This is a genomic window from Salinimonas sediminis, assembly GCF_003429285.1.
Taxonomy (GTDB): domain Bacteria; phylum Pseudomonadota; class Gammaproteobacteria; order Enterobacterales; family Alteromonadaceae; genus Alteromonas; species Alteromonas indica.
Genome location: NZ_CP031769.1, coordinates 2,810,314 through 2,834,096 on the forward strand (window position 1 = coordinate 2,810,314; position 23,783 = coordinate 2,834,096).

The 23,783-nt window shown below is 48.9% G+C and carries 27 protein-coding genes and 1 other annotated feature; of the genes, 23 read left to right on the forward strand and 4 right to left on the reverse strand.

Annotated elements, in window-relative coordinates:
• Positions 1-3: 3 nt before the first annotated feature.
• Positions 4-1,917 carry an ATP-dependent DNA helicase gene (locus D0Y50_RS12465; RefSeq protein WP_108568305.1) on the reverse strand — a complete coding sequence of 638 codons (1,914 nt, stop codon included), beginning with the start codon at positions 1,915-1,917 and terminating at the stop codon, positions 4-6.
• A gap of 181 nt (positions 1,918-2,098) precedes the next feature.
• Here D0Y50_RS12465 and D0Y50_RS12470 point away from each other — a divergent pair, with 181 nt between their 5' ends.
• Genes D0Y50_RS12470 through D0Y50_RS19905 form a run of 11 tightly spaced genes read left to right on the forward strand, consistent with a single transcriptional unit; the run spans position 2,099 to position 9,660 of the window.
• Positions 2,099-2,611, forward strand: coding sequence for a Na+/H+ antiporter subunit E (locus tag D0Y50_RS12470; protein ID WP_133175143.1), 513 nt, complete (start codon positions 2,099-2,101; stop codon positions 2,609-2,611).
• 2 nt (positions 2,612-2,613) lie between these two features.
• The gene (locus D0Y50_RS12475; protein ID WP_108568342.1) at positions 2,614-2,916 is read left to right on the forward strand and encodes a monovalent cation/H+ antiporter complex subunit F; all 303 of its coding nucleotides are present in this window, start codon (positions 2,614-2,616) and stop codon (positions 2,914-2,916) included.
• Positions 2,913-3,230 carry a monovalent cation/H(+) antiporter subunit G gene (mnhG, locus tag D0Y50_RS12480; RefSeq protein WP_108568307.1) on the forward strand — a complete coding sequence of 106 codons (318 nt, stop codon included), beginning with the start codon at positions 2,913-2,915 and terminating at the stop codon, positions 3,228-3,230. The genes D0Y50_RS12475 and mnhG overlap by 4 nt, the downstream gene beginning before the upstream one ends.
• A complete protein-coding gene (locus D0Y50_RS12485; protein ID WP_108568308.1) occupies positions 3,230-3,790 on the forward strand; it encodes a DUF4040 domain-containing protein in 561 nt (186 codons plus the stop codon). The genes mnhG and D0Y50_RS12485 overlap by 1 nt, the downstream gene beginning before the upstream one ends.
• Positions 3,783-4,205 carry a Na(+)/H(+) antiporter subunit B gene (locus D0Y50_RS12490; RefSeq protein WP_108568309.1) on the forward strand — a complete coding sequence of 141 codons (423 nt, stop codon included), beginning with the start codon at positions 3,783-3,785 and terminating at the stop codon, positions 4,203-4,205. The genes D0Y50_RS12485 and D0Y50_RS12490 overlap by 8 nt, the downstream gene beginning before the upstream one ends.
• Positions 4,202-4,570, forward strand: a complete 369-nt coding sequence (locus tag D0Y50_RS12495) for a cation:proton antiporter subunit C (RefSeq protein ID WP_108568310.1) — start codon at positions 4,202-4,204, stop codon at positions 4,568-4,570. The genes D0Y50_RS12490 and D0Y50_RS12495 overlap by 4 nt, the downstream gene beginning before the upstream one ends.
• Positions 4,570-6,069 carry a monovalent cation/H+ antiporter subunit D family protein gene (locus tag D0Y50_RS12500; RefSeq protein WP_218023536.1) on the forward strand — a complete coding sequence of 500 codons (1,500 nt, stop codon included), beginning with the start codon at positions 4,570-4,572 and terminating at the stop codon, positions 6,067-6,069. The genes D0Y50_RS12495 and D0Y50_RS12500 overlap by 1 nt, the downstream gene beginning before the upstream one ends.
• Positions 6,066-7,541: a proton-conducting transporter transmembrane domain-containing protein gene (locus D0Y50_RS12505; protein WP_117317235.1), complete on the forward strand. Its 1,476-nt coding sequence runs from the start codon at positions 6,066-6,068 to the stop codon at positions 7,539-7,541. Before D0Y50_RS12500 ends, D0Y50_RS12505 begins: the two co-directional genes overlap by 4 nt.
• The gene (locus tag D0Y50_RS12510; RefSeq protein WP_108568313.1) at positions 7,538-7,828 is read left to right on the forward strand and encodes a hypothetical protein; all 291 of its coding nucleotides are present in this window, start codon (positions 7,538-7,540) and stop codon (positions 7,826-7,828) included. Before D0Y50_RS12505 ends, D0Y50_RS12510 begins: the two co-directional genes overlap by 4 nt.
• Positions 7,828-9,510 (forward strand): Na(+)/H(+) antiporter subunit D, encoded by a 1,683-nt coding sequence (locus D0Y50_RS12515; RefSeq protein WP_117317237.1) that lies wholly within the window; start codon positions 7,828-7,830, stop codon positions 9,508-9,510. Before D0Y50_RS12510 ends, D0Y50_RS12515 begins: the two co-directional genes overlap by 1 nt.
• 18 nt (positions 9,511-9,528) lie before the next feature.
• On the forward strand, positions 9,529-9,660 hold the full coding sequence (locus tag D0Y50_RS19905; protein ID WP_269748299.1) for a hypothetical protein: 132 nt from the start codon (positions 9,529-9,531) through the stop codon (positions 9,658-9,660).
• Between the two features lie 77 nt (positions 9,661-9,737).
• Here the strand turns inward: D0Y50_RS19905 and D0Y50_RS12520 are convergent, their stop codons facing one another.
• Complete coding sequence (locus D0Y50_RS12520; RefSeq protein WP_117317240.1) at positions 9,738-11,075, reverse strand: alpha-amylase family glycosyl hydrolase; 1,338 nt, start codon at positions 11,073-11,075, stop codon at positions 9,738-9,740.
• Positions 11,076-11,173: 98 nt separating this feature from the next.
• Positions 11,174-12,070: a sulfite exporter TauE/SafE family protein gene (locus tag D0Y50_RS12525; protein WP_108568316.1), complete on the reverse strand. Its 897-nt coding sequence runs from the start codon at positions 12,068-12,070 to the stop codon at positions 11,174-11,176.
• Positions 12,071-12,176: 106 nt separating this feature from the next.
• Here D0Y50_RS12525 and D0Y50_RS12530 point away from each other — a divergent pair, with 106 nt between their 5' ends.
• From D0Y50_RS12530 to D0Y50_RS12545, 4 genes are all read left to right on the forward strand, one after another.
• Positions 12,177-12,683 carry a DUF2244 domain-containing protein gene (locus D0Y50_RS12530; RefSeq protein WP_117317242.1) on the forward strand — a complete coding sequence of 169 codons (507 nt, stop codon included), beginning with the start codon at positions 12,177-12,179 and terminating at the stop codon, positions 12,681-12,683.
• A 102-nt stretch (positions 12,684-12,785) separates the two neighbouring features.
• Positions 12,786-13,643, forward strand: coding sequence for a TraB/GumN family protein (locus tag D0Y50_RS12535; protein WP_117317244.1), 858 nt, complete (start codon positions 12,786-12,788; stop codon positions 13,641-13,643).
• Positions 13,644-13,933: 290 nt separating this feature from the next.
• Positions 13,934-14,497: a lipid-binding SYLF domain-containing protein gene (locus D0Y50_RS12540; protein ID WP_108568343.1), complete on the forward strand. Its 564-nt coding sequence runs from the start codon at positions 13,934-13,936 to the stop codon at positions 14,495-14,497.
• A 214-nt stretch (positions 14,498-14,711) separates the two neighbouring features.
• A complete protein-coding gene (locus D0Y50_RS12545; RefSeq protein WP_117317246.1) occupies positions 14,712-15,464 on the forward strand; it encodes a PEP-CTERM sorting domain-containing protein in 753 nt (250 codons plus the stop codon).
• A gap of 50 nt (positions 15,465-15,514) precedes the next feature.
• Here D0Y50_RS12545 and D0Y50_RS12550 read toward each other — a convergent pair whose 3' ends face one another.
• On the reverse strand, positions 15,515-15,991 hold the full coding sequence (locus D0Y50_RS12550) for an energy transducer TonB (protein ID WP_147318241.1): 477 nt from the start codon (positions 15,989-15,991) through the stop codon (positions 15,515-15,517).
• A gap of 206 nt (positions 15,992-16,197) precedes the next feature.
• Positions 16,198-16,319, forward strand: a sequence feature (His leader region).
• Positions 16,320-16,352: 33 nt separating this feature from the next.
• Here D0Y50_RS12550 and hisG point away from each other — a divergent pair.
• Genes hisG through hisIE form a run of 8 tightly spaced genes read left to right on the forward strand, consistent with a single transcriptional unit; the run spans position 16,353 to position 23,443 of the window.
• Positions 16,353-17,252, forward strand: a complete 900-nt coding sequence (hisG, locus tag D0Y50_RS12560) for an ATP phosphoribosyltransferase (RefSeq protein ID WP_108568322.1) — start codon at positions 16,353-16,355, stop codon at positions 17,250-17,252.
• A gap of 4 nt (positions 17,253-17,256) precedes the next feature.
• Positions 17,257-18,564 carry a histidinol dehydrogenase gene (gene hisD, locus D0Y50_RS12565; protein ID WP_108568323.1) on the forward strand — a complete coding sequence of 436 codons (1,308 nt, stop codon included), beginning with the start codon at positions 17,257-17,259 and terminating at the stop codon, positions 18,562-18,564.
• Entirely contained in the window at positions 18,557-19,639 is a 1,083-nt protein-coding gene (gene hisC / locus D0Y50_RS12570) for a histidinol-phosphate transaminase (RefSeq protein ID WP_108568324.1), read from the forward strand. The genes hisD and hisC overlap by 8 nt, the downstream gene beginning before the upstream one ends.
• Positions 19,636-20,706, forward strand: coding sequence for a bifunctional histidinol-phosphatase/imidazoleglycerol-phosphate dehydratase HisB (gene hisB, locus D0Y50_RS12575; RefSeq protein WP_108568325.1), 1,071 nt, complete (start codon positions 19,636-19,638; stop codon positions 20,704-20,706). Before hisC ends, hisB begins: the two co-directional genes overlap by 4 nt.
• Entirely contained in the window at positions 20,706-21,308 is a 603-nt protein-coding gene (gene hisH, locus D0Y50_RS12580) for an imidazole glycerol phosphate synthase subunit HisH (protein WP_117317251.1), read from the forward strand. The genes hisB and hisH overlap by 1 nt, the downstream gene beginning before the upstream one ends.
• The gene (gene hisA / locus D0Y50_RS12585; RefSeq protein ID WP_108568327.1) at positions 21,308-22,045 is read left to right on the forward strand and encodes a 1-(5-phosphoribosyl)-5-[(5-phosphoribosylamino)methylideneamino]imidazole-4-carboxamide isomerase; all 738 of its coding nucleotides are present in this window, start codon (positions 21,308-21,310) and stop codon (positions 22,043-22,045) included. The genes hisH and hisA overlap by 1 nt, the downstream gene beginning before the upstream one ends.
• Positions 22,027-22,821 (forward strand): imidazole glycerol phosphate synthase subunit HisF, encoded by a 795-nt coding sequence (gene hisF / locus D0Y50_RS12590; protein WP_108568328.1) that lies wholly within the window; start codon positions 22,027-22,029, stop codon positions 22,819-22,821. The genes hisA and hisF overlap by 19 nt, the downstream gene beginning before the upstream one ends.
• 4 nt (positions 22,822-22,825) lie before the next feature.
• A complete protein-coding gene (hisIE, locus tag D0Y50_RS12595) occupies positions 22,826-23,443 on the forward strand; it encodes a bifunctional phosphoribosyl-AMP cyclohydrolase/phosphoribosyl-ATP diphosphatase HisIE (protein WP_108568329.1) in 618 nt (205 codons plus the stop codon).
• Positions 23,444-23,783: the final 340 nt, after the last annotated feature.

Sequence of the window (23,783 nt, forward strand, 5' to 3'; positions counted from 1 at the left end):
TTCTTACTCAATATCAGTCAAAAAAGCGGCCACCTCATCCAGGCTTCGGGTACGGCGCATATCAGGTAAACTGGCTAAAAATGTTTTTGCATAGGGTTTAGTCACCAGCCGGTTATCGCAAATAACCAGCACCCCCTTATCGTTCGGGTCGCGAATCAGTCGGCCGGCCCCTTGTTTCAAAGTGATTACAGCCTGGGGTATCTGGATGGCGGCAAAGGGGTTAGCGCCGCGCTTTTTGACATCTTCTATACGGGCCTGCAACAGTGGATCATCTGGCGAGGCGAAGGGTAACTTATCAATCATAACACACACTAAATCACTGCCGCGCACATCCACCCCTTCCCAAAACGCACCGGTCCCCATTAACACTGCATTTTCGGTCGCCAGGTATTCGGCCAGCAGCGCTTGCTTTGTGGTAGTCCCCTGAACCAGCAATGGGTTATCTATTTGAGTTTCTAGGCTTGCCGCAGTTTGCCGTAGCATGGCGTGACTGGTAAATAATAAAAAACAGCGGCCTCGGCTGGCTTTAATCAAGGTTTTGGCCGTATCGAGCAGGGTTTCGCGCATTTTAAAGCTGTTCGGCTCGGGTAAATAGCGCGGTACACACAATATCGCTTGCTGCTGATAGTCGAAGGGGCTATCCAGACCAAGGGTAGTGGCTTCTTCAAGCCCCATACGTCGCTGAAAGTGCTCGAACCCCTCATCGACCATGAGGGTCGCCGAAGTAAATACCCAACCGCGTGGTGGATCGCTGATAAACCGACGAAATTTTGCCGCTATCGATAAGGGCGTTAAATGCAATACCATGTGGCGGTGAGTGGTTTCATACCACAAGCTCACTCCCTGTTGCTCGGTATTACGAAACGCATCAAGTTGTTCTCGCGCCTCCACTACCCGCTCATATAAGTTATCTAAGTCTTTATCGCGGCCTATATGTAATTTACACACTTCATGTAACACCCCAAGCGCGTCGGCCAAACGGTTCACCTGCCCTTGCACATCTTCTCGCTGCATTGCTTCAACCCAGTTGCCACGCTGTGGCGTTTCGGGGAACAATAAACGCAAATCAGCAGCTACAATACGACATTTGTCGGCGGTTTTATCAAGCTGCCCTGCATCCTTTAAGACAGTGCGAAACAACAGTGTAATGTCCTTTGCCATATCGTGAATTTGTCGGGTAGATAGGGCTTCGCCGAAATAATCACTGGCGATATCCGGTATCTGATGCGCTTCATCAAAAATCACCGCGTCCGCTTCTGGAATGAGCTCACCAAAGCCTGTGTCTTTCAATGCCATATCAGCAAAAAACAAGTGATGATTAACCACAATAACATCAGCATCCAGTGCCTTGCGGCGTGCTTTAACTAAATAGCAATCTTCGTAATCCGGACAGTCACGCCCCAAACAATTGTCTACCGTTGAGGTGACAAGAGGGAGTACTTTAGCATCTTCAGGTAAGGTTTTTAGCTCGCCCATATCACCGCTTTTGGTGGTGGTAGACCAGGTTTTTACTGCCGATAACTGATTGAGAATGTCTTTTTCAAGCAGCGTGGAGTTGCCGCCGTGCTGGGCTAAACGATGCACGCATAAATAATTAGAGCGGCCTTTAAGCAGCGCGGTTTTGCGGACGCTGCCCAAAGCTTTTTTCACCAGTGGCAGGTCACGATGATACAGCTGCTCCTGCAAATTTTTGGTGCCGGTAGAAATAATTGCTTTACCTTTGGCTTTCAGCGCAGGGGCGAGATAGGCAAAGGTTTTACCTGTGCCGGTACCCGCTTCAACAATTAAACAGTGCTTTTTATCCAACGCTGACTGCACGGCTTCTGCCATTTGCGTTTGGGCGTCGCGGGGCACAAAACCTTTGATGGCTTTGGCCAGCGCGCCGTCAGCCGAAAATACATGAGAAATTGAAGGCATAGAAACCGCAGTATGCTAAAAACCCGCATTATGCCAGATTCGTCACGGCCATGGCGAGCCAAGCGAACGGAAACTGTCCTTATTTTTGCTTTTTGATCGGTTTTTCGGCTAGGGTTAGTACAAGGATGTAGAAACGAAAAGAAAATAACCTGTAGAAAAGCAATAATTAAGGGACAAGAACGTGAAATCGACAGTCAGGCTGGCGATTATACTCTGCGTTATGTGGGTATTGTTGTCTGGACACTTCTCGGTACTTTTACTTAGCCTCGGCGTTGCCTCTGTGGCGTTGGTATTGTGGCTCGACTGGCGCATGGATGAAATCGACCATGAACAGTTCCATATCCCGGTAACCTCTGATTTATTTCTCTTTATTTTTAAACTTGGCCGGCTGGTGGTCAGTTCAAACATTGATGTATGTTTACGAATATATGGCATACGCAAAGCTACCCCTACGTTTAAAGAGATCCCGCTACCATTTGATAATTCTTTATCGAAAGTCATTTATGCGAATGCTATTACCCTGACCCCGGGTACCGTAAGTATGGTGTTGGATAAAGATAAATTACTGGTCCACAGTATTAGTCGCGAAGGCGCTGAGGAACTGGCCCAGGGAGCGATGGCCGACATTATTCCGCGGATTCGCCAGCAGGATGTGAAAACGGTACCGGTGCGCAAAAAAAGGAGAACGCTGTGAATATGCTTTATCTGGTTGCCGGTATTGCGTTTTTGATCACCATGGCGTTGGCATTAGCCCGCGCATTTGTCGGCCCCACCGTGTTCGACCGGATCCTGGCGGTGAATATGTTCGGTACTAAAGCGGTATTACTGGTTGCTTTAATTGCCTTTTTTTCCGGCCGGGCTGATCTACTCGACATTGCATTATTGTATTCACTGCTTAACTTTATAGGGGTGGTGGCCGCGCTAAGGCTGGTCGAACGAGGCCGGTTTTATGCATCAACTGACCACCCGGAAACGCCAGAGGAGGAGCAACAGCGATGATGGAAATATTGTCTTACGCGCTAATTGCGCTGGCCTGCGTATTAAGCCTTACCGGCGGTATTGGCTTATTTAGACTCCCCGATTTCTATTCACGTCTGCACGCTGTTGGCATTACCGATACTCTGTGTTCGTTTTTACTGCTAGCCGGACTGGCCTGCCAGTCAGGTTGGACATTGACCTCTGCCAAGCTTTTAATTGTTTTCCTTTTTTTATTATTTACCAGCCCGGTGTCTTCTTACGCGCTGGCGAACAGCGCGTGGCGTTGGGGGCTACCTGGCCATGCCTCGAAAAATAACGATGAGGCAGATTTATAATGAGCCTGTTGTTAAATACCGTGTTACTGGTGTTTTTATTAGTAACCGCCTTTGCTGTGATGCGGGTAAAAGTATTGCTGGCAATGGTAATGCTGTTTGGCCTATACAGCCTGCTGGTATCAAGCCTTTTTGTTGTACTGGATGCGCCTGATGTTGCATTTACCGAAGCGGCGGTAGGAACGGGCATTTCTACCGTGCTGATGCTGGTTACGCTGGCCGCAGTGCGCCATGGTCATAGCGCCCCGATAAAACCCGGCAAACGGGCCCTCCCCCTACTGCTGAGCTTAGCCATGGGTAGTTTAGTGATATTTGGCATTCAGGATTTACCGGCCTTTGGCGATAGTCAGTCGCCGGCCTATCAGCAGGTAGCCAAGCATTATATTGAAAAAGGCGTGGATGAAACCGGCGTGCCGAACCTGGTTACCGCTGTGCTAGCCAGCTATCGCGGCTTTGACACATTAGGCGAGGTTACCGTGGTGCTGACAGCCGGTATTGGTGTGTTATTGCTGTTAGGTCGCCGGGAAAAAGTCCATCTCAAAGCCAGGAGGAATGATGAGTGACAGCCTGATATTACGGGTGATAACCAAATGGCTGGTACCGGTTATTTTACTGTTCGCGTTGTATGTACAGTTTCATGGCGATTACAGTCCGGGCGGCGGCTTCCAGGCGGGCGTTATTTTTAGCAGTGCATTTTTATTGTACGCCCTTGTCTACGGCGTAGAAGCCACCAGCCGGGTGTTACCTGAGGCGGTGCTGCGCATAGGTGCTTCTGCGGGCGTATTATTATTTGCTGGCGTAGGGGTCGTCTCTTTATTTAAAGGGGGCACTTTCCTGGACTATAGCGCATTGTCAGATACCCCTTTAGCCGGCCAGCATATTGGCATTATCGTTATCGAGCTGGGCGTGGGCATCACCGTAGCCTGCGTTATGTTGCTATTGTTTTACACCTTCGCAAGGACAATCCCACCACAATGACTACGTACCTGCTTGGACATTTAAATTACTGGCTCATTATCGGCGTAATGATGATTGGTATGTTCACCATGATGAGCAGCCCCAACCTGATGAAAAAACTAGCCGGCCTAAGCATGTTTCAAACCGCGGTGATCCTGTTTTATGTCAGTATTGGCAAAGTAGAAGATGGCACTGCGCCTATCATTACGGAAACCGCCACACGCTATGCTAACCCGCTGCCCCAGGTGTTGATGCTGACCGCCATTGTGGTGGGTGTAGCCACGATGGCGCTTGGCTTTGCTTTAATTATTCGTATACGACGCGCGTACAACAGTATGGAAGAGGACGATATTCACTTGCAGATTCAACGGGAGGAGCTGGATTGATGGAGCTGCTTACGGTTTTACTGGTGGTTATTCCATTAATTTGCGCCCCCATTACCGCGATGATTGCCGACCGGCGGGTAGCCTGGGCATTAACGCTAATGATGTGCCTGGCTCTGGCAGTTATCAGTGCAATGGTATTGAATGATGTGACTACCGGTAAAGTCATCCATTACGAATTAGGAGGTTGGAAACCGCCTTGGGGCATTGAGTATGTGATTGATTCATTAAACGCGCTGATCGCCGTGATTGTTGCGTTTATTGCTTTAATTACGGTCATTTATGGGCGCAAAAGTGCCGAGCAGGAAATCCACGACTCACAAATTCACCTTTTTTATGCTGCCTTCCAGCTAGTTATTCTTGGATTGATGGGGATGGCACTGACCGGGGACATTTTTAACCTGTTTGTGTTTTTGGAAATCTCATCGTTGGCCTCTTATGCGCTGATTGCGATGGGACACAAACGCCAGGCCTTGGTGGCGTCATTTAATTATTTAATTGCCGGCACATTGGGGGCCACCTTCTTCCTGTTAGGGATAGGCTTTTTATATGCGGCCTCTGGTACATTGAATATGGCCGATCTGGCAGCTCGCTTTGATGACTTCGCCTCAATGAAACTGGTAATCACAGCGTTATTGTTTATCTTAATTGGTCTGGCGCTCAAGGCCGCGGCGTTTCCCTTGCATTCCTGGCTACCAGAGGCATATACCCAAGCCCCTACTATGGTCACTGTATTGCTGGCGTCGACTTCAACCAAGGTGGCCGTGTATGTACTCATTCGCATGCTGTATCAGGTATTTCCACAGGCCTATTGGGAAGAAATGTTATTGCCTGGCTTCCTTATGCTTAGCGGCTGTCTGGGCATGCTGTACGGCTCGTATAAGGCTCTATGCCAAGTATCTATCAAGCGCTTGCTGGCGTATTCCAGTGTCGCTCAGTTAGGTTATATGATTGTCGGCATTGGTTTAAACAATGAGGCTGGGCTGACGGCAGCAATTGTGCATATGTTTAATCATGCCGTTACCAAGGCAGCCTTATTTATGGCGGCTGGAATGGTTCTTATGCGGCTGCATACAACCAGCCTGGATAAGTTACGCGGAGCGGGGAAAACCATGCCCTGGACTACCGGCGCGTTTGCGTTGGCCGGGTTAAGTCTGATTGGAGTACCTGGCACTGCGGGATTTATCAGTAAATGGTATTTGGTACAGGGCGCCCTAGCCCAAGGCAATTATTTGGTCGCAGGCAGTATTTTAGGGGCCTCTATTCTGGCAATCATGTATGTATGGAAGATAATAGAAACCCTTTATTTTGATGGTAGTGACAAGCTTCATGTGCATAAAGTTGGGTCTGGCAAACAAATTGTAGCCGATCTTCCGGTGGCCACGGCTTGCTGTTACCTTATGGTATTCGCGTGTTTTTACTTTGGCTTGTACACGTCGATCCCCCTGGAAGCGGCTCAAACGGCAGTGCAAGCGATGATGGGTAACGGAGGTGCGCAATGACCCCGTCCACGCTGTTGTTAGCTACTATGCTGGTTCCGCTGGCCGGTGCTTTGCTCATACCGATGTTTTCAGCCAGACCTAATATCCGAGATGCGGTTTCAGTTATAACCGCAACGGTGCTGTTTGTTATTGTATGCGCCTTGTATCAGCAAGCTGATAGCCCAGCCTCTCTGGTACTGGCGGAACCACTCAGCGGTTTGCAAATTGCCTTTTCGGTTAATTATTTCGGGGTTTTATTCGCCCTTATCGCTAGCAGTTTGTGGATTGTTACCACCTTGTATGCCATTGGCTATATGCGCGCCCATCATGAGCGCAACCAAACCCGGTTTTATACGCTGTTTGCAATTGCTATCGCCTGTGTCATGGCTATTGCTTTTGCTGAAAACCTGCTCACGTTATTTTTATTCTACGAGATACTTACGGTAGGTACGTATCCGCTGGTGGCCCATGCCGGTACCAGCGAAGCGCGAGCCGGAGCGCGAAAATATTTACTTATACTAATGGGCTCGTCAATTGCGTTCTTTTTACCGGCCATCATCATTGTGTATCTGCAGGCCGGTACCCTTAGCTTTAGCGAGGCCGGCGTAATGGCTGGCAATATGGAAAGTATCTATATTGCTCCGCTTATGCTGTTATTTTTGTTAGGTATAAGCAAAGCGGGCATCATGCCCCTGCATCGTTGGTTGCCCTCGGCAATGGTGGCCCCTACCCCCGTTAGCGCGTTACTGCATGCTGTGGCGGTGGTTAAGGCGGGCGTGTTTACCCTGTTAAAAGTGGTCCTCTTTATTATGGGGCCCGACGTTATCGCTCAGGCGATAAATTCCCAATATTTATTACTGCTGCCCATGGCCACGATTATCCTGGCCTCGTTGGTGGCTATGACCCGGGACAATCTTAAAGAACGGCTGGCCTACAGCACCATTAGCCAATTAAGTTACATTGTACTGGGTGCATTGATGGTAAACCAGGCGGCGCTGGTAGGGGCCACGCTGCATATCGCCATGCACGCTTTTGCCAAAATCACCTTATTTTTTGCCGCAGGGGCAATTTTGGTGGCTACCCATAAAACCCGTGTGAGTGAGCTAAACGGCCTAGCCAAATCCATGCCCGTTACATTCATGTGCTTTGCAATTGGTGCGATGAGTATTATCGGTATTCCGTTTTTCGGTGGAATGTGGAGCAAATGGTATCTGGTCAGTGGCGCCGCAGCCTTTGAGGGTGCTACCTGGCTGGGCTGGGCGTTAAGTATTACGCTGATGCTAAGTACCTTACTGAATATCTGGTATTTACTCACTATCCCGATTAACGCCTGGTTTAAAACGGCCCCGGCCAATGAACCAGCCAGTGGCGAAGCACCGCTGCCCTGCTTAATAGCCATGATTATCCCCTGCGTCATATGTATATATTTATTCTTTCAGCCGGATATTTTCCTACAGCTGGCACACACCATTGTGGGCGGAGACAACACATGAACCATAAACCCTCACAAGACGGCTTTTTCGATGACCCCAACGTTGTGCGTTGGATTTTGCGCATTTTTTACGGTATCTGCGTGTTGTTGGTAGTTGCTGACTTTATCGTGCACCGGCATATTTACACTGAGCTTGAACGTATCCCGGCTTTTTATGCTTTGTATGGTTTTATTGCCTGTGTGCTACTCGTGTTTGCGGCTAAGGCATTGCGCACATTACTGATGCGTAATGAGGATTATTACGAAGCGCCACTGGATAAAGAAGATATCGGGCAGGAGAAGAAATAATGTGGACGGCCAGCCTCCCCCCTTTTGTTGTATTTTTTATATTTGCTGCTTTGGCGCCGCTATTAAAAGGTAAACTGAAAATCCTGTTATTGCTGGCTCCACTATGGGGCGGGCTTAACCTTTATCTAACTCAGGGCCAGGCTGGAGGAACCACCTGGCAAATTGGGGCAATGGTGTTGGAGTTGTACCATGTAGACAGGTTAAGTTTACTGTTCGGCTATTTGTTTCACATTGCCGCTCTTATTGCACTTATCTACTCTTTGCACGTAAAAGATACCACCCAGCAAGTATGCGGTTTACTGTATGCAGGCAGTGCCGTGGGGGCAGTATTTGCCGGTGATTTACTCACTGTATTCATGTTCTGGGAACTATTAGCTATTACTTCGGCCTTCCTTATTTGGGCCCGGCGCACCCCTGAGGCTATACGCGCAGCAAATCGCTATGTGATTGTTCAGGTGTTATCTGGCGTTCTGCTGCTAAGTGGAACGATTATGTTATACCAGCAGACCGGCAGTTTAAAACTTGAATATGTTGGTTTGCAAGGCGCTGCCTCCTGGTTGCTGTTTTTTGCCTTAGGGATCAAATGTGGTTTCCCGTTTTTGCATACCTGGCTTACAGATGCTTATCCGCTGGCTACCCCCACCGGCACCCTGTATTTGTCAGCCTTTACCACCAAGGTGGCTATTTACTTACTGGCCAGGATGTTCCCCGGCGAGCCAATATTGATCTATATTGGCGCCGCCATGACCTGCTTCCCAATATTCTATGCCGTAATTGAAAACGATCTGCGCAAAGTATTAGCGTATTCGCTGATTAATCAACTTGGGTTTATGGTCTGCGGTATTGGGGTGGGCACTGCGCTGGCACTAAATGGCGCAGTCGCCCATGCCTTTAATGATGTGATCTTTAAAGGTCTGTTATTTATGACTATGGGGGCGGTATTAACCCGGGTTGGCCATGTTAATGGTTCAGATTTAGGTGGTTTGTACAAAACTATGCCGCGCACGACTGTATTTTGTTTGGTGGGGGCTGCATCGATATCGGCGTTTCCGCTGTTTAGTGGTTTTGTGAGTAAAAGCATGGTTATGGCAGCGTTACTTGAGCAAGAGCAAACCATTGTCTGGCTAATGTTGCTATTCGCTTCAGCGGGCGTATTTCACCACGCAGGGATTAAAATTCCGTTTTTTGCTTTCTTTGCCCATGACTCCGGCCTACGTCCCAAGGAAGCGCCTTTGAACATGCAACTGGCTATGGGTTTGGCAGCAGTACTGTGTATTGCTATCGGCGTAAATCCACAATGGTTGTACCAACTGTTACCGTGGGAGCATGAATATAGCCCTTACGACCTCACCCACACCTTAACTCAGATTCAACTGCTGTTTTTCTCTGCTTTGGCGTTTGTATGGTTAAACAAGCAAGGGCTGTATCCGCCGGAGTTACGTTCAGTAAATTTAGACGCAGAGTGGCTGTATCGGCGCTTGTTACCCCGAACCGGGGGCTGGGTATTGACAATGGTAACGGGGCTTCGCGACCAGTTTGTACAGGTCGGTCAGGCTGTAACCGAGCAATTTGAGCGCCGGCAGACACCCACTCCCACCGGCACAGTGACAATTCTAACCCGGCGGATGGCATGGGTATTTATAGCGTTGATGCTATTGATTCTGGCCAGTCTGACCTTGTAATACGAGATCACGGTTAAATTGTGGCAGCGCAATGGCTTTATCTCGCTCAGCGGATCGGATGCTGATAGTGCTGATGCCAGTGTAGGTGTAGGTGTATATAACGATAATGAGCTTCGCGCCCTGAATATTCTGGTTGGCGTGGGGGCTTAGCTGGCCATTCGAACGCCTACCGCTAAATGGCAATTCTAACGTAGCGAATGGCATGGGTTTTGATCGCATTGATGCGATTAATGCTGGCTAGTCTCACCTTGTAATACATAATAGCTATAAGGTGGCAGCGAAAGCGCCTGGTCGGTGGCAAGCGTGATGGTCTCCCCAGTGAGTAGATTTTTATAACGGCCTGGATAGAGTATTGAATCAAATTTCGCATCTATATGCTGGGCGGAAAAGTTAAGCAGAACCAATATTTTTTCGCCAGCCCCCGGCTTATCGTTATCCATCCGTACAAAGCTAAATACCTGTTGCATATGCGATGATGGCACCTGGATCATGGTTGCCCCAAAAGGACCGTTATGAAGGGCGCTAAACGACTTTTTGATTTGAATCAGCTCGCGGTACAACTGTCCTATGGCATGGGGTTGCCACTCAATTGGGTCGCGCTCAAAAAACGCTAAGCGTTTCGTTTCGCCTGCCTCCTGGCTATTGTAAATTAACGGCATCCCTTCGCCGATAACAGAAAGTACAATGGCAGGCGCCAGCATGTCGCCAAATTGTTCATGTTGGGTGCCTTCCCAGGCATTCATATCGTGATTGCTGACAAACGTCATTCGATAAGCACTTGTTGGCCAGGAACGCTCGTTCCACGAATAATATTTACGTAGTTTATCTAACGACAGTTGTCCTGTGGCGATACCATGCATGGTTTCATTCCAGCTCCATGCGTAGGTCATATTAAATGCTTGTTCGTGCAGATCGCGGTTTTCCCATTCTGCCAGCATAAAGACCGGTTTTACTGTTTCCAACGCAACTTTTGCCTGCTCCCAGAAATCATTAGGTACATAACCGGCAACATCGCAGCGAAAGCCATCGATATCGTATTCAGTAAGCCAGTATTGCATTGCCTCTATCATATACTCACGCAAACCTGACTGTTGATAATCAAATTCGATGATATCGTCCCAGTCCCACCATGGCGATGGCCTGAAATCGTTTTTAAAGTCCCGGGCATACCACTGCGGATGAGAAGTTACCAAATCACAATCCCATGCACTGTGGTTTGGTACCCAATCTATAATGACCCGCATACCGCGCTGGTGAATCGCTTTTACCAGGCTGGCAAAATCAGCCGGGGTGCCAAATTCGCTATTTACGCCGTAATAATCTTTTACCGCGTAAGGCGAGCCCAGCGTACCTTTACGGTTTTTATGCCCAATAGGCTGCACCGGCATAAGCCAGATAATATCGGCGCCCATTCCTTTGATATGATCCAGCCCCTGCTCGACGCCTTTAAACGTTCCCTGCTCGCTAAACTGGCGGGTATTCACCTGATAGATAACGGCGTCTTTCGTCCACAAAGGTTGAGTAAGCTGATATTTAGGCTGTGCTGTGAAGCGATGTTGTGACATGCAGGCTGTCTCCTGTTATATAGTTGGACATACCTGCTTTGTTACGTGATGTACCTGGTTTAGTTTGCCCCTTGGGATAAACGGTTTGCGCGACTGGTTTAAAATACCGGCAAGCCAGCTAAACCCATCAGCAGCACCCACACCCCGAAAAATATTTTTAAGTGACTGGCGTTAAATGCCAGCACCACGCGTTTAGCGACAATCCCACCAATGACAGCACCGGCCCCAGCGAATAACACAATAGGCCAGATTATCGCCTGACTCTGTACTATATGAAAGCCGACAGCCGCCCACACCGTTAGTGCGCTCAACATCACGGCCACAGCAATAGACATAGTGATATTAAAGCGCCGAATAATTAAATACACCGCGACTAATTCCCCCACCCCCACCGACAACCAGGCAGTAACCAAACCGCCAATAAATGCAATTAAAGGTAATGCCAGGCAATCACCTTTACTAAGCTTTAGTTCAAAACGACTGCGTTTTAACAATGGCACCGAGCCTAAAATTGCCAACGCCAGCATTATTGAGAACAGCCCAAAGCCTATATGAAGCTGGGCTGCGTTCTCACCAAACGCCGCCAGCGCTGCTAAATGTTGCCCCCACTGCGCCAGCAATATTGCACCTATCGAGCATGGCACAGTAAGCAACAAGCTGGCAGTTAACGGTTGCCATTGTTCATCTTGGCCGTGGTGCTTTCGATAATAATGCCACCACGTCAACGCGCCGGCGCTCATGCCGCAGCATTGGATGGCAAAGCTGGTAGCGACAATTTGCATGGGTGTCAGGCCAAGATGATGAAAGAAGGGTACAAATACAACGCCCCCACCCGCGCCGGTAGCGTTGGCAAATACTGCGCCAGTTACACCCAGCACGCTAAAGGCAGCGTAATCTGCCAACATATTAAGAGGGGCTGGCTGCATCATTACAATTACCAGCCAAAAGAGAACTAACAGGCTTCGCCAGGGGTGTTGCTTTAATACCGCTACCATGGATTTACATCATAAAAATAAACAGCGCAAACAGTGCCAGAAACCCGCTGAAAAAGAAATCCTGTGTTACGCTTATTATTACCTTTTCACAAATTTTTAACCTGCCGTGATTCAACATAGCGTGGTTGACGACACAACTATTCTACTGCTGCTACCGAATTGCTCGGCGCATTGGCCGCAAGCAAAATTAACGATCGTACTGCTGAGTATACCGGTAAGCATGATTGCCGTGCTATGGGGGCTGGCAGGCGCGTGGTTTGTACTTCCCTTTGCCGGTATTGAACTTGGTCTTTTTGCGTGGCTTATGTACCGGGTAAATGGGGCCGCCCACCACGGGCAATTGCTGACTATCACTCAATCTTCTATACAACTATCGCAAGGTCGCTATCAGGGGAGTAAAACGCCTATGGTGGTCACCTTTGCGCGCAAAGGCTGTGTTTTCACATTTACCCAAACCGAAAGACACTGGCAACTGCCTATATGCGCGCTGCACTGCGATGGCCAACATTATCAGTTAGGCTCCTTCCTTAATTTACAGGACCGCAAACAATTAGTGTGCTATTTAGCGGATTGTGGCCTGGCAATATGCCGTAACCGTTGGTGGGAGCAGTAACCGCGCAATGAGTTGTTACATGCATTGTGTTGCGCATTGCGGCGAAGCCGATTACATTGCTTGTTCTATAATTTATGAACGAAACGGAGTTCACCTATTATTATGCGCAAAATATTCAGCTCGCTGGTGGTATTACTGCTAACCAGCCAGGCTCAGGCGGCGTCGGTATGGCAAGTAACTAAAGGTGACAACACCTTGTATTTGGGCGGTACGCTCCATATTCTCAGCCCGCAAGATTATCCGTTACCTGCGGCCTACGAAAAAGCTTACCAGCAAGCCGATACCTTGGTGTTTGAAACGGATATGCAAACCGTAAGCTCGCCAGCGTTTGGCCAGAAAATGCTGCAGCAAAACAGCTATCAAGCCCCTCACACTATTGCCAATGATTTATCGGCGGACACTTATCAGCTACTTACCGCCTATATGAATGCGCGAAGTTTGCCGGTAGATACCCTGATCCATTTAAAACCAGCCATGTTGGGGCTCACCCTGACCATGATTGAATTTCAGCGCGAAGGGTTGACCAGTCAGGGCGTCGATGCTTATTTTTTTAGCACAGCCATCGGTGAAGAGAAAACCATCGATTGGTTTGAAACGCCAGATGAACAATTGGCCTTTATTAGTGCTATGGCGCAAGGCCAGGAAAACGCCTTTATCCGCTATACACTGGAAGACATCAAAGAGTTGAGCAGCGTCCTTGAACCTATGAAGCAACAATGGCGAAAAGGCGATATGGAAGCGCTACATGAAACGGCAATGGGCGATGTAGCCCAGCAATATCCAGAGGTTTATGACGACCTTCTGGTCAACCGCAATAAAAACTGGCTCCCTAAAATTGAAGCCATGATGGCGACAGACGAGATTGAACTGATTTTGGTGGGAACCTTGCACATGCCCGGAAAAGAAGGGGTTTTGGCCCTGCTTGAAGAAAAAGGCTACACGCTTACCCAACTTAATTAGAAGTGCCCCGCCCACTTTCACCCGGGAAGCTATGCTTCCCGCTATTTTGCTAAGTTGTTTGCTAAGTTGCCCCAAGCCGGTAAAGAATCAGTAAAGTTTTGAACAAGTAAGCTTAATAGATGCCTGAATACTGGCTTGTGTTTATCCGGTAACTAAACCAAACCTTTCGTTGCCTATGCCTGTATTAGTGGTTATTCAAACATAAAAGTGCTATTTGCACGATATTTGCTGTAACTAATCGAAGTACCATGTGCCTGACGTGGATACAATAGGAGACTACCATGAAATTTATGAGATATTTCAAACGTATAGCGTTAGCTACCGGCCTAATAGCAATGGCAGGTTGTGCTTCAATGGGAGATGGCACTGTAGCGCAAAAGCGTCAGGCTATTCTGGATATGCAGGAAAATGCCCTGTCCCGGCTGTATCAGGAAAAACCCGATACCCGTTCACAGTTGCGCGATGCTGCTGGATACGCGGTATTTAGCAATGCCAATATCAATGTGATTTTTGTTTCTGCGGGCACAGGTTATGGCGTAGTTAACAACAATGCCACCGGCGTGAAGACCTATATGAATATGGCTGAAGGGGGCATCGGTTTGGGGATAGGCGCGAAAGACTATCGCCTGGTCATGGTTTTCCATAGCCAACAGGCGTTGAACTATTTTATTGAAAACGGCTGGACGGCTGGTGGGAATGCAGATGCCACCGCTAAAGCAGGTAATAAAGGGGCCTCCGTGGCCGGTGAGGGTTACCTGGGTAATGTAACGGTGTACTCAATGACGGAAAGCGGCTTAGCGCTGCAGGCTACTGTTAAAGGCACTAAATTTTGGGTGGATCAAAAGCTGAATTAGGCGCGTGTTCCACCTTGCCCGAGCCAGCGAGCACGGGCGTTTGTCCCTCTTCAAAAACCGGCTGCTGTTAGCCGGTTTTTTAGTTTCCTACCGGTTTCAAGCATTCGCCTACTCACTGCAATTATTAATTATTTTGTTTTTCTTACGCCTTTTACAACATTGGGTACGTTAGTTGCTAAACAGCGAGTGGTTATACACTTGGAGAAAACCATATATGAAGCGTTTCGCTTTAGCTTTGCCTTTTATAATGTCGGCGTTTACCGCTCACGGCGCGCTGCTGAACTTAAGCAGTTGGCAATCTGATGGTGATGGCGTTTGGACAGTCGATGCCGACGGCACACTGGCCACCCAGAGCAAAAATGGCTCACCCACAGTGTTCTATTCAAATGAGAACATGCTGGGCAAAACAATTTCAGGCCAAATGACGGTTTCCGGCAATCAGGATGATGATTTTGTCGGCTTTGTACTCGGTTACAATGCAGGCGATGTGAATTCTGCAAAAACCGATTTTCTGTTGATTGATTGGAAACAGGCTGATCAAACGCACAGTAAATTAGGTACCGCCAGCGTCGGGATGTCAGCATCGCTGGTTAGCGGTGGCCTGGGCTACAATAAAGGTGCGTGGGAGCATAAAGAAAGTCGGGGCGTAACCGAGCTTGCACGGGCAAATACCCTGGCCGATGCGGGCTGGGCGTTCGACGTTAGTTACGACTTTGATATTACCTATACCGCCGACTTGGTGGAAGTGTTTATCAATGGGTCTAAAGAGTTCAGCTTAACGGGTGAATTTGGCGCAGGAAGCTTTGGTTTTTATAACTTCAGTCAACCCGGCGCGCAATATACCCAACTAGAAGCACAGCCCGCGATCATCACCCCCGCTGCGGTAGCTGATGTAAATGCTCCGGCCACCGCGCTGTTATTTGGCCTGGCAGGCGCAGCAATGCTTTATCGTCGTCGCCAGCAATAAACAGCGATAAACCTACTGTGAACAGGCGTCGGAAATTCTCTGGCGCCTTTTTATTGGCAAGCCCTTTTCACCTGTGCCATACACAAACTATCTGCCGCCTGGGCGGACACACCGCTATAGCAAAAATCTAACCTGATTTGTTTGTTCTCTTCTCGGGCAGGAAGGCTGTCTGACTTATACCACTGCCAGCTTTTAATCAGCTGCGCTGCTGGCAAACTAATAACATCAAAAGGCTGGGCCTGGACTACCCGGATATCCTGCAACTGGCCGGCAGGGCTAATCGTTACATCAACCACGGAACAACCGGCCACCTCATTAAACGCCAGAGCACGGGGATAATGAATAGGCTCGTCAGCCAGGCGTTTCCACGTAGACTGAGCATCAGGGTTAAGCTCGGTTAGTTTTACCGAAGTGTAGTTGTCTGCAGCCAGAACAGCGTTTGCCGAGGCTACGTGCACACAACCCAAAATGACAACTGCCCCACGTAAACGCATCATAGTCCGAAGGTGAAGAAATGACGTACTCACTTGTACCGTAGGAAAGTTTTAAAAGTTTAGTTCTTAGAAGACAAAAATCACTGAGCGAGGCCCTGTTATATAATATGCTTTTTCATTTAGCATAAAAATGGCGCACTTGATAATTGAAGGGTTGCAAATCGCGATTCAATTGATTAATGTCTACCGGTCTTAAAAAATTTTGAATTTATCAACCTTATGTATAACTGCGCTGCAAACCATCATCACCACCATATAGCATAACCTTTCAGGTTCGTGCTGGAAGGGTATTGTTTCCTTCCAGTGGCGCAGATGAAGATTTCTTAGGCCCTCGGAAGGAAACTTTCGGGGGTTTTTCGTTTTAAGCGCCAGAATCAGTAATAGAGGAATCATTATGAGTGACAGCAGAAGACTGCGTATAGCGGTACAGAAATCCGGCCGATTAAGCAAAGATAGTATCGAACTGCTTAAAGCCATTGGCATTAAACTTAATATTCGCGATCGTCTGCTTATCGCCCACTCTACCAATGAAGATATTGACCTGCTACGGGTCCGTGACGATGACATCCCGGGCCTGGTAATGGACGGTGTGGTAGATATGGGGTTTATCGGCGAAAATGAGCTTGAAGAAAAAATGCTTGAACGCGCGGCGGCGGGTAAACCTGCAGAGTATGAGGTGTTACGCCGTATGGACTACGGCGGTTGTCGGCTATCTATCGCGGTGCCCAATGAAATGGCCTATGACGGCGTTAATACTTTACAGAACAAAAAGGTCGCGACAACCTATCCATACTTGCTAGAGCGTTATTTCAAAGAGCAAAACGTCAACGCAAAAGCAGTGATGCTGACAGGTTCTGTTGAAGTGGCTCCCCGGGCTGGAGTAGCCGATGCAATCTGCGACCTGGTATCAACAGGCGCCACATTGGAAGCCAATGGATTAGTAGAAAAAGACGTTATTTTCCGCTCTAAAGCCGTGTTAATCAAACGCGCTGGGGATTTCACTGATGAAAAAGCGCAGCTTATCGACCGTTTGGTACCGCGTATAGATGGCGTTATGCAGGCCAAAGAAAGCAAATATATAATGCTGCATGCCCCTAAAGCGCGCTTGGAAGAGGTGAAAGACCTGCTGCCCGGTGCTGAAAACCCTACTGTGCTACCACTGGCGGGCGCCGAGGATACCGTGGCGATTCATGTAGTAAGCCCGGAAAATCTGTTTTGGGAGACGATGGAAAAGCTGAAAGATTTAGGCTGCCGTTCAATCCTTGTGATGCCAATTGAAAAAATGATGGGTTAACGACATGCTTATCTGGAACGAACTGGATGCATCGGCCCGCCGCCAGGCTCTGGCGCGGCCGGTACTGAAAAACAGCTCAGCGTTAAAACAAACGGTGAGTGAGATTATTGCCGATGTTGAAGCCGAAGGCGATGATGCCCTATTACGGTATACACGCAAGTTTGACTGTGCTGACTTATCGTCATTGGTATTAACTATAGCGCAGCGAGATGCATTGGCTGCCCAAGTGACGCCAAAGGTGGCTGATGCGATTAATACGGCCATGGCGAATATCAAACAGTTTCACCAGGCCCAGCAACCGCAGGATATTACGCTAACCACCAGCCCTGGCGTAGTATGCGAGCAGCGCTTCGCCGCCCTTGATGCGGTAGGCTTATATATACCAGGTGGCACGGCGCCGCTGCCCTCCACGGCCTTGATGTTAGGTGTCCCTGCCCTGGTGGCTGGGGTGAACCGCCGAGTATTGTGTACGCCGCCAAACAAATCAGGCGCTATAGCGCCTGAAATCGCCCTGGTGGCCAGCTTGTGTGATATTGATGAAATATACCTGTGTGGTGGGGCGCAGGCGATCGCCGCTATGGCACTGGGTACAGATACCATTCGCCAGGTAGATAAAATATTTGGTCCCGGTAATAGCTTTGTTACGGAGGCGAAACAACAGGTTAGCCTGCGTCCGGACGGCGCGGCAATTGATATGCCTGCCGGCCCCTCAGAAGTACTGGTATTGGCTGATGATACTGCCAACCCAGCGTTCGTTGCCGCTGATTTGCTTTCACAGGCGGAACACGGTACTGACTCACAGGCAATTCTGGTTAGCCCCTCTGCTGCGCTGATTGAACAGACACAGGTTGAGGTGAGCAAACAATTGGCTGCATTATCGCGCAACGAAATTGCCACATTGGCTATGGATAATGCCCGCTATATTTTAACCGCGGATCGCGCTGAGGCTATCGCCGTTAGCAATAGCTATGCGCCGGAACACTTAATTGTGCAGCTGCAGGATAGCCGCGCCGCTATGGCCTCCATCAAAAATGCCGGTTCGGTGTTTTTAGGCCCGTGGTCACCCGAGTCGGCGGGAGATTACGCCTCAGGAACCAACCATGTATTGCCTACGTATGGCTATGCTAAAAACTATTCATCACTGGGTTTGCTAGACTTTATGCGCCGCTTTACGGTGCAGGAATTGAGTGCCGACGGCCTACGCAATTTAGGTCCTGACATTATGGTGTTAGCAGCGGCTGAAGGTCTTGATGCTCACGAAAAAGCCGTGGGTTTGCGGTTGTCAGCGTTAAAGGATGATAGCAATGTCTGATATCGTTTCTACGCTTATTAACGATAATTTGGTCGCCCTGCAACCGTATGAATCTGCGCGTCGCTTATTTGCTGGCGGGCAGGATTGGCTCAATGCCAATGAATCGCCCTATGCCAACGAATACAGTGTGGATAGCAGCCGTTTCAACCGCTATCCTTCGTGTCAGCCTGCTGAGGTAGTGAACGCCTACGCCCAATATGCTGGGGTAAGCAATAACGAACTTATCGTAACCCGGGGCGCAGATGAAGGCATTGAGCTGCTTATTCGTACTTTTTGTACTCCTGGGCAAGATAACATTCTCATTTGCCCTCCTACGTACGGTATGTATGCCATTAGCGCGCAGACGTGTAATGTTGGGGTAAAGCACGCGCCCTTAAATGCCGACTTTTCGTTAGATGTGGCCTCTATTTGTGCTACCGGTGAGGTAAACCTGGTCTTTATCTGCGCTCCGAACAATCCCACCGGCACTACCGTGGATGCTGACGACCTGGACCGTATAGTCAGGCATTTCAGTGACACGGCTCTGGTAGTGGTAGATGAAGCTTATATTGAATTTGATAAGCAAAATAGCTGGGCTGACAAGCTGGCCGACTACCCTAACCTGGTTATTTTACGCACTCTGTCTAAAGCGTTTGCTTTGGCCGGTTTGCGGTGTGGCTTCACTTTGGCGAACGCGCCCGTTATCGCTGCCTTGATGAAAGTCATTGCTCCTTATCCCTTGGCAGAGCCAGTGGCACAAATTGCAGCTCAGGCTCTAAACGCCGAAGGTAAAGCAAAAATTGAACTGCAGGTCGACTTTATCAACCGGCAAAAGCAGTGGCTAAAGAACACCATAGCTGCACTACCCGGATTTGACATTACCGGCGACACACGCGCCAATTTTGTGTTGTTTCGCTATGCACAAAGCCCAGCACTGATGGCCTATCTGGTAGAGCATGGCATGCTGATTCGGGACCAGTCAAAACAACTGAACTTACAACATTGCTTACGGGTTACGGTAGGTAATGAAGCGCAAAATCAGCGTCTTATCGCCCTGATTAAAGCCTTTGTCCAAACAACAGGAGCGTCGGCATGAGCCAACAAGCAATTTTATTTATCGACCGCGATGGCACCCTGGTTGAAGAGCCACCGGTTGATAAGCAACTGGATAAGCTCGATAAGCTGGTATTTGAGCCGGCGGTTATCCCCGTGTTGCTAAAATTCCAGGCGGCTGGCTTTAAGCTGGTTATGGTCACTAATCAGGATGGTTTGGGAACGGATAGTTTTCCCCAAGCCGATTTTGATGCGCCCCACAATTTGATGATGCAAATCTTTAACAGTCAGGGCGTCATGTTTGACGACGTACTGATTTGCCCCCACGTGGATGCAGACAACTGCGCATGCCGAAAGCCCAGACTAGGGCTGGTAAGCGATTATTTGCAGCAAGGAAAAGTAGACTTTACCCGTTCGGTGGTCATTGGCGATCGTCAAACTGATATGCAGTTGGCCCAAAATATGGGCATAAAAGGTATTTTGTATAACCGCGAACAAAACAACTGGCAGCATATTGAAAAAACATTGCTGGCCTCCTCCCGTATTGCTGAGGTGGTTCGCACAACCTCGGAAACCGACATTCGGGTGCGGGTGGATTTGGACTCTACAGCGAAGAGCCATATGGCTACCGGCATTGGCTTTTTTGACCATATGCTGGACCAGATAGCGACCCATGGCGGCTTTGAAATGCAAGTGGAAGTGACAGGCGATTTGCATATTGATGATCACCACAGCGTAGAAGATACCGCGTTGGCCCTTGGCGAGGCGCTAAAGAAAGCGTTAGGCAATAAACGGGGCATCGGACGTTTTGGTTTTGCGTTACCAATGGATGAGTGCCGGGCTGAATGCATCATGGATATTTCGAACCGCCCTCACCTTAAATTTGAAGCAAGCTTTACCCAGGATCGGGTGGGCGAAATGGCCACTCAAATGGTAGAACATTTCTTCTATTCGATGGCCCAGAGTATGGGTCTGTCATTACACCTTTCAACGAGTGAAGGTAATGCGCATCATCAGGTGGAAAGTTTATTCAAAGTGTTCGGCAGGGCGTTGCGTCAGGCTATTTCCCGCCAGGGAGATGCGCTGCCCAGTAGCAAAGGAGCACTGTAATGAGCCAGCGTATTGTTATTGTTAACACCGGTTGCGCCAACATTTCGTCAGTACGCTTTGCGTTGGAACGCCTGGGCGTGACCGTTGAAGTGTCGGACCAGGATAGTGTGATAAAAGCTGCCGACAAAGTGTTTTTGCCCGGCGTAGGTACGGCCTCGGCGGCGATGCAGAGTATCCATACCAAAAAGCTGGGGGCTACTTTGCAAAGCCTGACTCAGCCGGTGCTGGGCGTTTGCCTGGGGATGCAGATGATGGTGCAAAGTTCTGCTGAAAGCAAAATGGGCGACATCGACTGCTTAGGATTGATGCCTGGCCAGGTGAAACGCCTGCAGGCTAATGGCCAACGGCTCCCCCATATGGGTTGGAACACGGTGACAAGTACCGGTAACAATCCGTTATTTGCCGGTATCGCTGATCACACCTATTTTTATTTTGTGCATAGTTTTGCCGTGCCTGTGTATGAACACACGCTGGCCAGTTGCGAGTATGGTCAGCCTTTTTCTGCCGCTATTGGCCATAACAATTTTTACGGTGTGCAATTTCACCCTGAACGTTCTGGTGATGCCGGAGCTCAGCTTTTGACTAACTTTGTGAACCTGTAATGATTATACCTGCAATAGATTTAATTGACGGCGCCGTGGTGCGTTTGTACCAGGGCGACTACGACCAAAAGACAGAATACAAGCTGGATCCAGTAGATGTTGTTCATCGTTATGCAGACGATGGCGCCACCTGGTTGCATATTGTGGACCTGACTGGCGCTAAAGACACCGACAAACGTCAACTTGACCTTATTCGGGCCATGGTCGATACCAAGCGAATGCAGTTTCAGGCCGGCGGTGGTATTCGACGTGAAGAGGATGTTGCGCAGCTATTAGCCGCTGGGGTTAGCCGCGTGGTTATAGGCTCATTAGCCGTCCAAGAGCCCGCCCTGGTTAAGCACTGGATAACCAAATACGGCAGCGACGCAATAGTCTTGGCGCTAGATGTCAATATTGATGACAATGGTAACAAGTTTATTGCGACCCATGGTTGGCAGCAAAGCTCTGGCGTAGCACTGGAAACGTTGCTGGCCGATTTTGCAGAGGTGGGCGTAGCGCACGTATTGTGTACCGATATCAGCCGTGACGGCACCTTGCAAGGGGCTAATGTTGCGCTTTATGAACAAATGAAGGCACAATTTCCGGCGGTATCGTGGCAAGCTTCTGGTGGCATCGGCGGGCTGGATGATATTCGTGCGCTGCGTCCTAGTCAGGTTGACGGCGTTATTTTAGGCCGTGCCCTACTGGAAGGTAAATTCACCGTGAAGGAGGCAATTGAATGCTGGCAAAACGGATAATCCCCTGTCTTGATGTGCGCGATGGCAAAGTGGTAAAAGGTGTTCAATTTCGTAATCACGAAATTATCGGTGATATAGTGCCGCTAGCTGAACGTTATGCTCAGGCCGGGGCTGATGAGCTGGTTTTCTATGATATTACTGCCAGTTCCGATAAGCGGGTGGTAGACAAAAGCTGGGTAAGCCGCATTGCTCAGGTCATCGATATCCCATTTTGTGTAGCGGGTGGAATTAAGTCAGTAGAAGATGCTGGCCGCATCCTTGAAATGGGCGCCGACAAAATTTCGATTAATTCACCAGCTTTGACTAACCCCGACCTGATTAACCAATTGCACGATGTATATGGTCAGCAATGTGTGGTAATCGGTATTGATAGCTTTTATAACGAACAAAATGATCGTTATGAGGTTTATAAATTTACCGGTGATGAAAGCCGCACCCAGCAAACTCGCTGGCAGACGGTGGAGTGGATAAAGGAAGTGCAAAGCCGCGGTGCTGGCGAGATTGTACTTAATTGCATGAACCAGGATGGAGTACGTCAGGGGTATGACGTACGTCAACTTACCGCGGTACGCGAAGCCTGCCAGATTCCTTTGATAGCCTCAGGCGGAGCGGGCGCGATTGAACATTTCAGAGCCGTATTCGAGCAGGCTGACGTGGACGGCGCATTAGCTGCCTCGGTATTCCATAAAGGCATTATCGATATGCAGGAGCTCAAAGAGTATTTATCGGCTGCGGGTATCCCCATGCGCAAAGCCCACCTACGAAATAAGGACTGATTCGATGATTATCGATATCTCCAATATGGCTGAACTGGCCTGGGAAAAAATGGATGGCCTGCTGCCGGCGATAGTGCAGGATGCAATTAGCGGCAAGGTACTGATGCAGGGATATATGAACCCCGAAGCATTAGAAACGACCCTAACCAGTGGGAAAGTGACCTTTTTCAGCCGTTCTAAGCAGCGTTTATGGCAAAAAGGGGAAACTTCAGGCAATACATTAGACCTGGTGGAAGCAGGTTGCGATTGTGACCATGATTCATTATTGATCATGGCCACCCCTAATGGTCCCACCTGCCATACTGGTGAAGAAAGCTGCTGGTTTACCTCTAAACCTGCTGATTTCACATTTCTAGCCGACTTGGAACGGGTACTAGCCGAGCGCAAAACCGCGGACCCCACGTCTAGCTACACCGCTAGCTTGTATGCCAAAGGAATTAAACGTATCGCTCAGAAAGTGGGCGAAGAAGGTGTTGAAACCGCGCTAGCAGCCACGGTCAATGATACCGAGGAGCTTAAAAACGAAGCGGCTGACTTGCTTTATCATTTAACAGTGTTGCTGCAAGCCAGCGATATGTCGTTAAGTGATGCTATCAGCGTACTCCAGGCCCGCCATAAATAATTCCTTGAGTTAACCCTACCCAAGCCCGCCAGCCGCGGGCTTTTTTGTCCCTTACTGTAATTTATCTTCACGCCGTCAGACTACTACCTTAGCGTCTATAGGAAATTAGCATTGAAAATCATTGGAAATGGAAGACATTGGAAAGACAGCCATCTCTGGTAACGCCGATGAAAGGCGCTATTTAGTAATGTTTAGTAAGACACCCATATGAAAACAGTGTTTAGTAAGACACCCATATGAAAACAGCAAATCACAAGGATGTAGTAAGTAATGCTTGCGCAACGCTTCTTGAAACAGCATTAACAAGACAGCCACCTTTGGTAACGATGATTAACGCTGT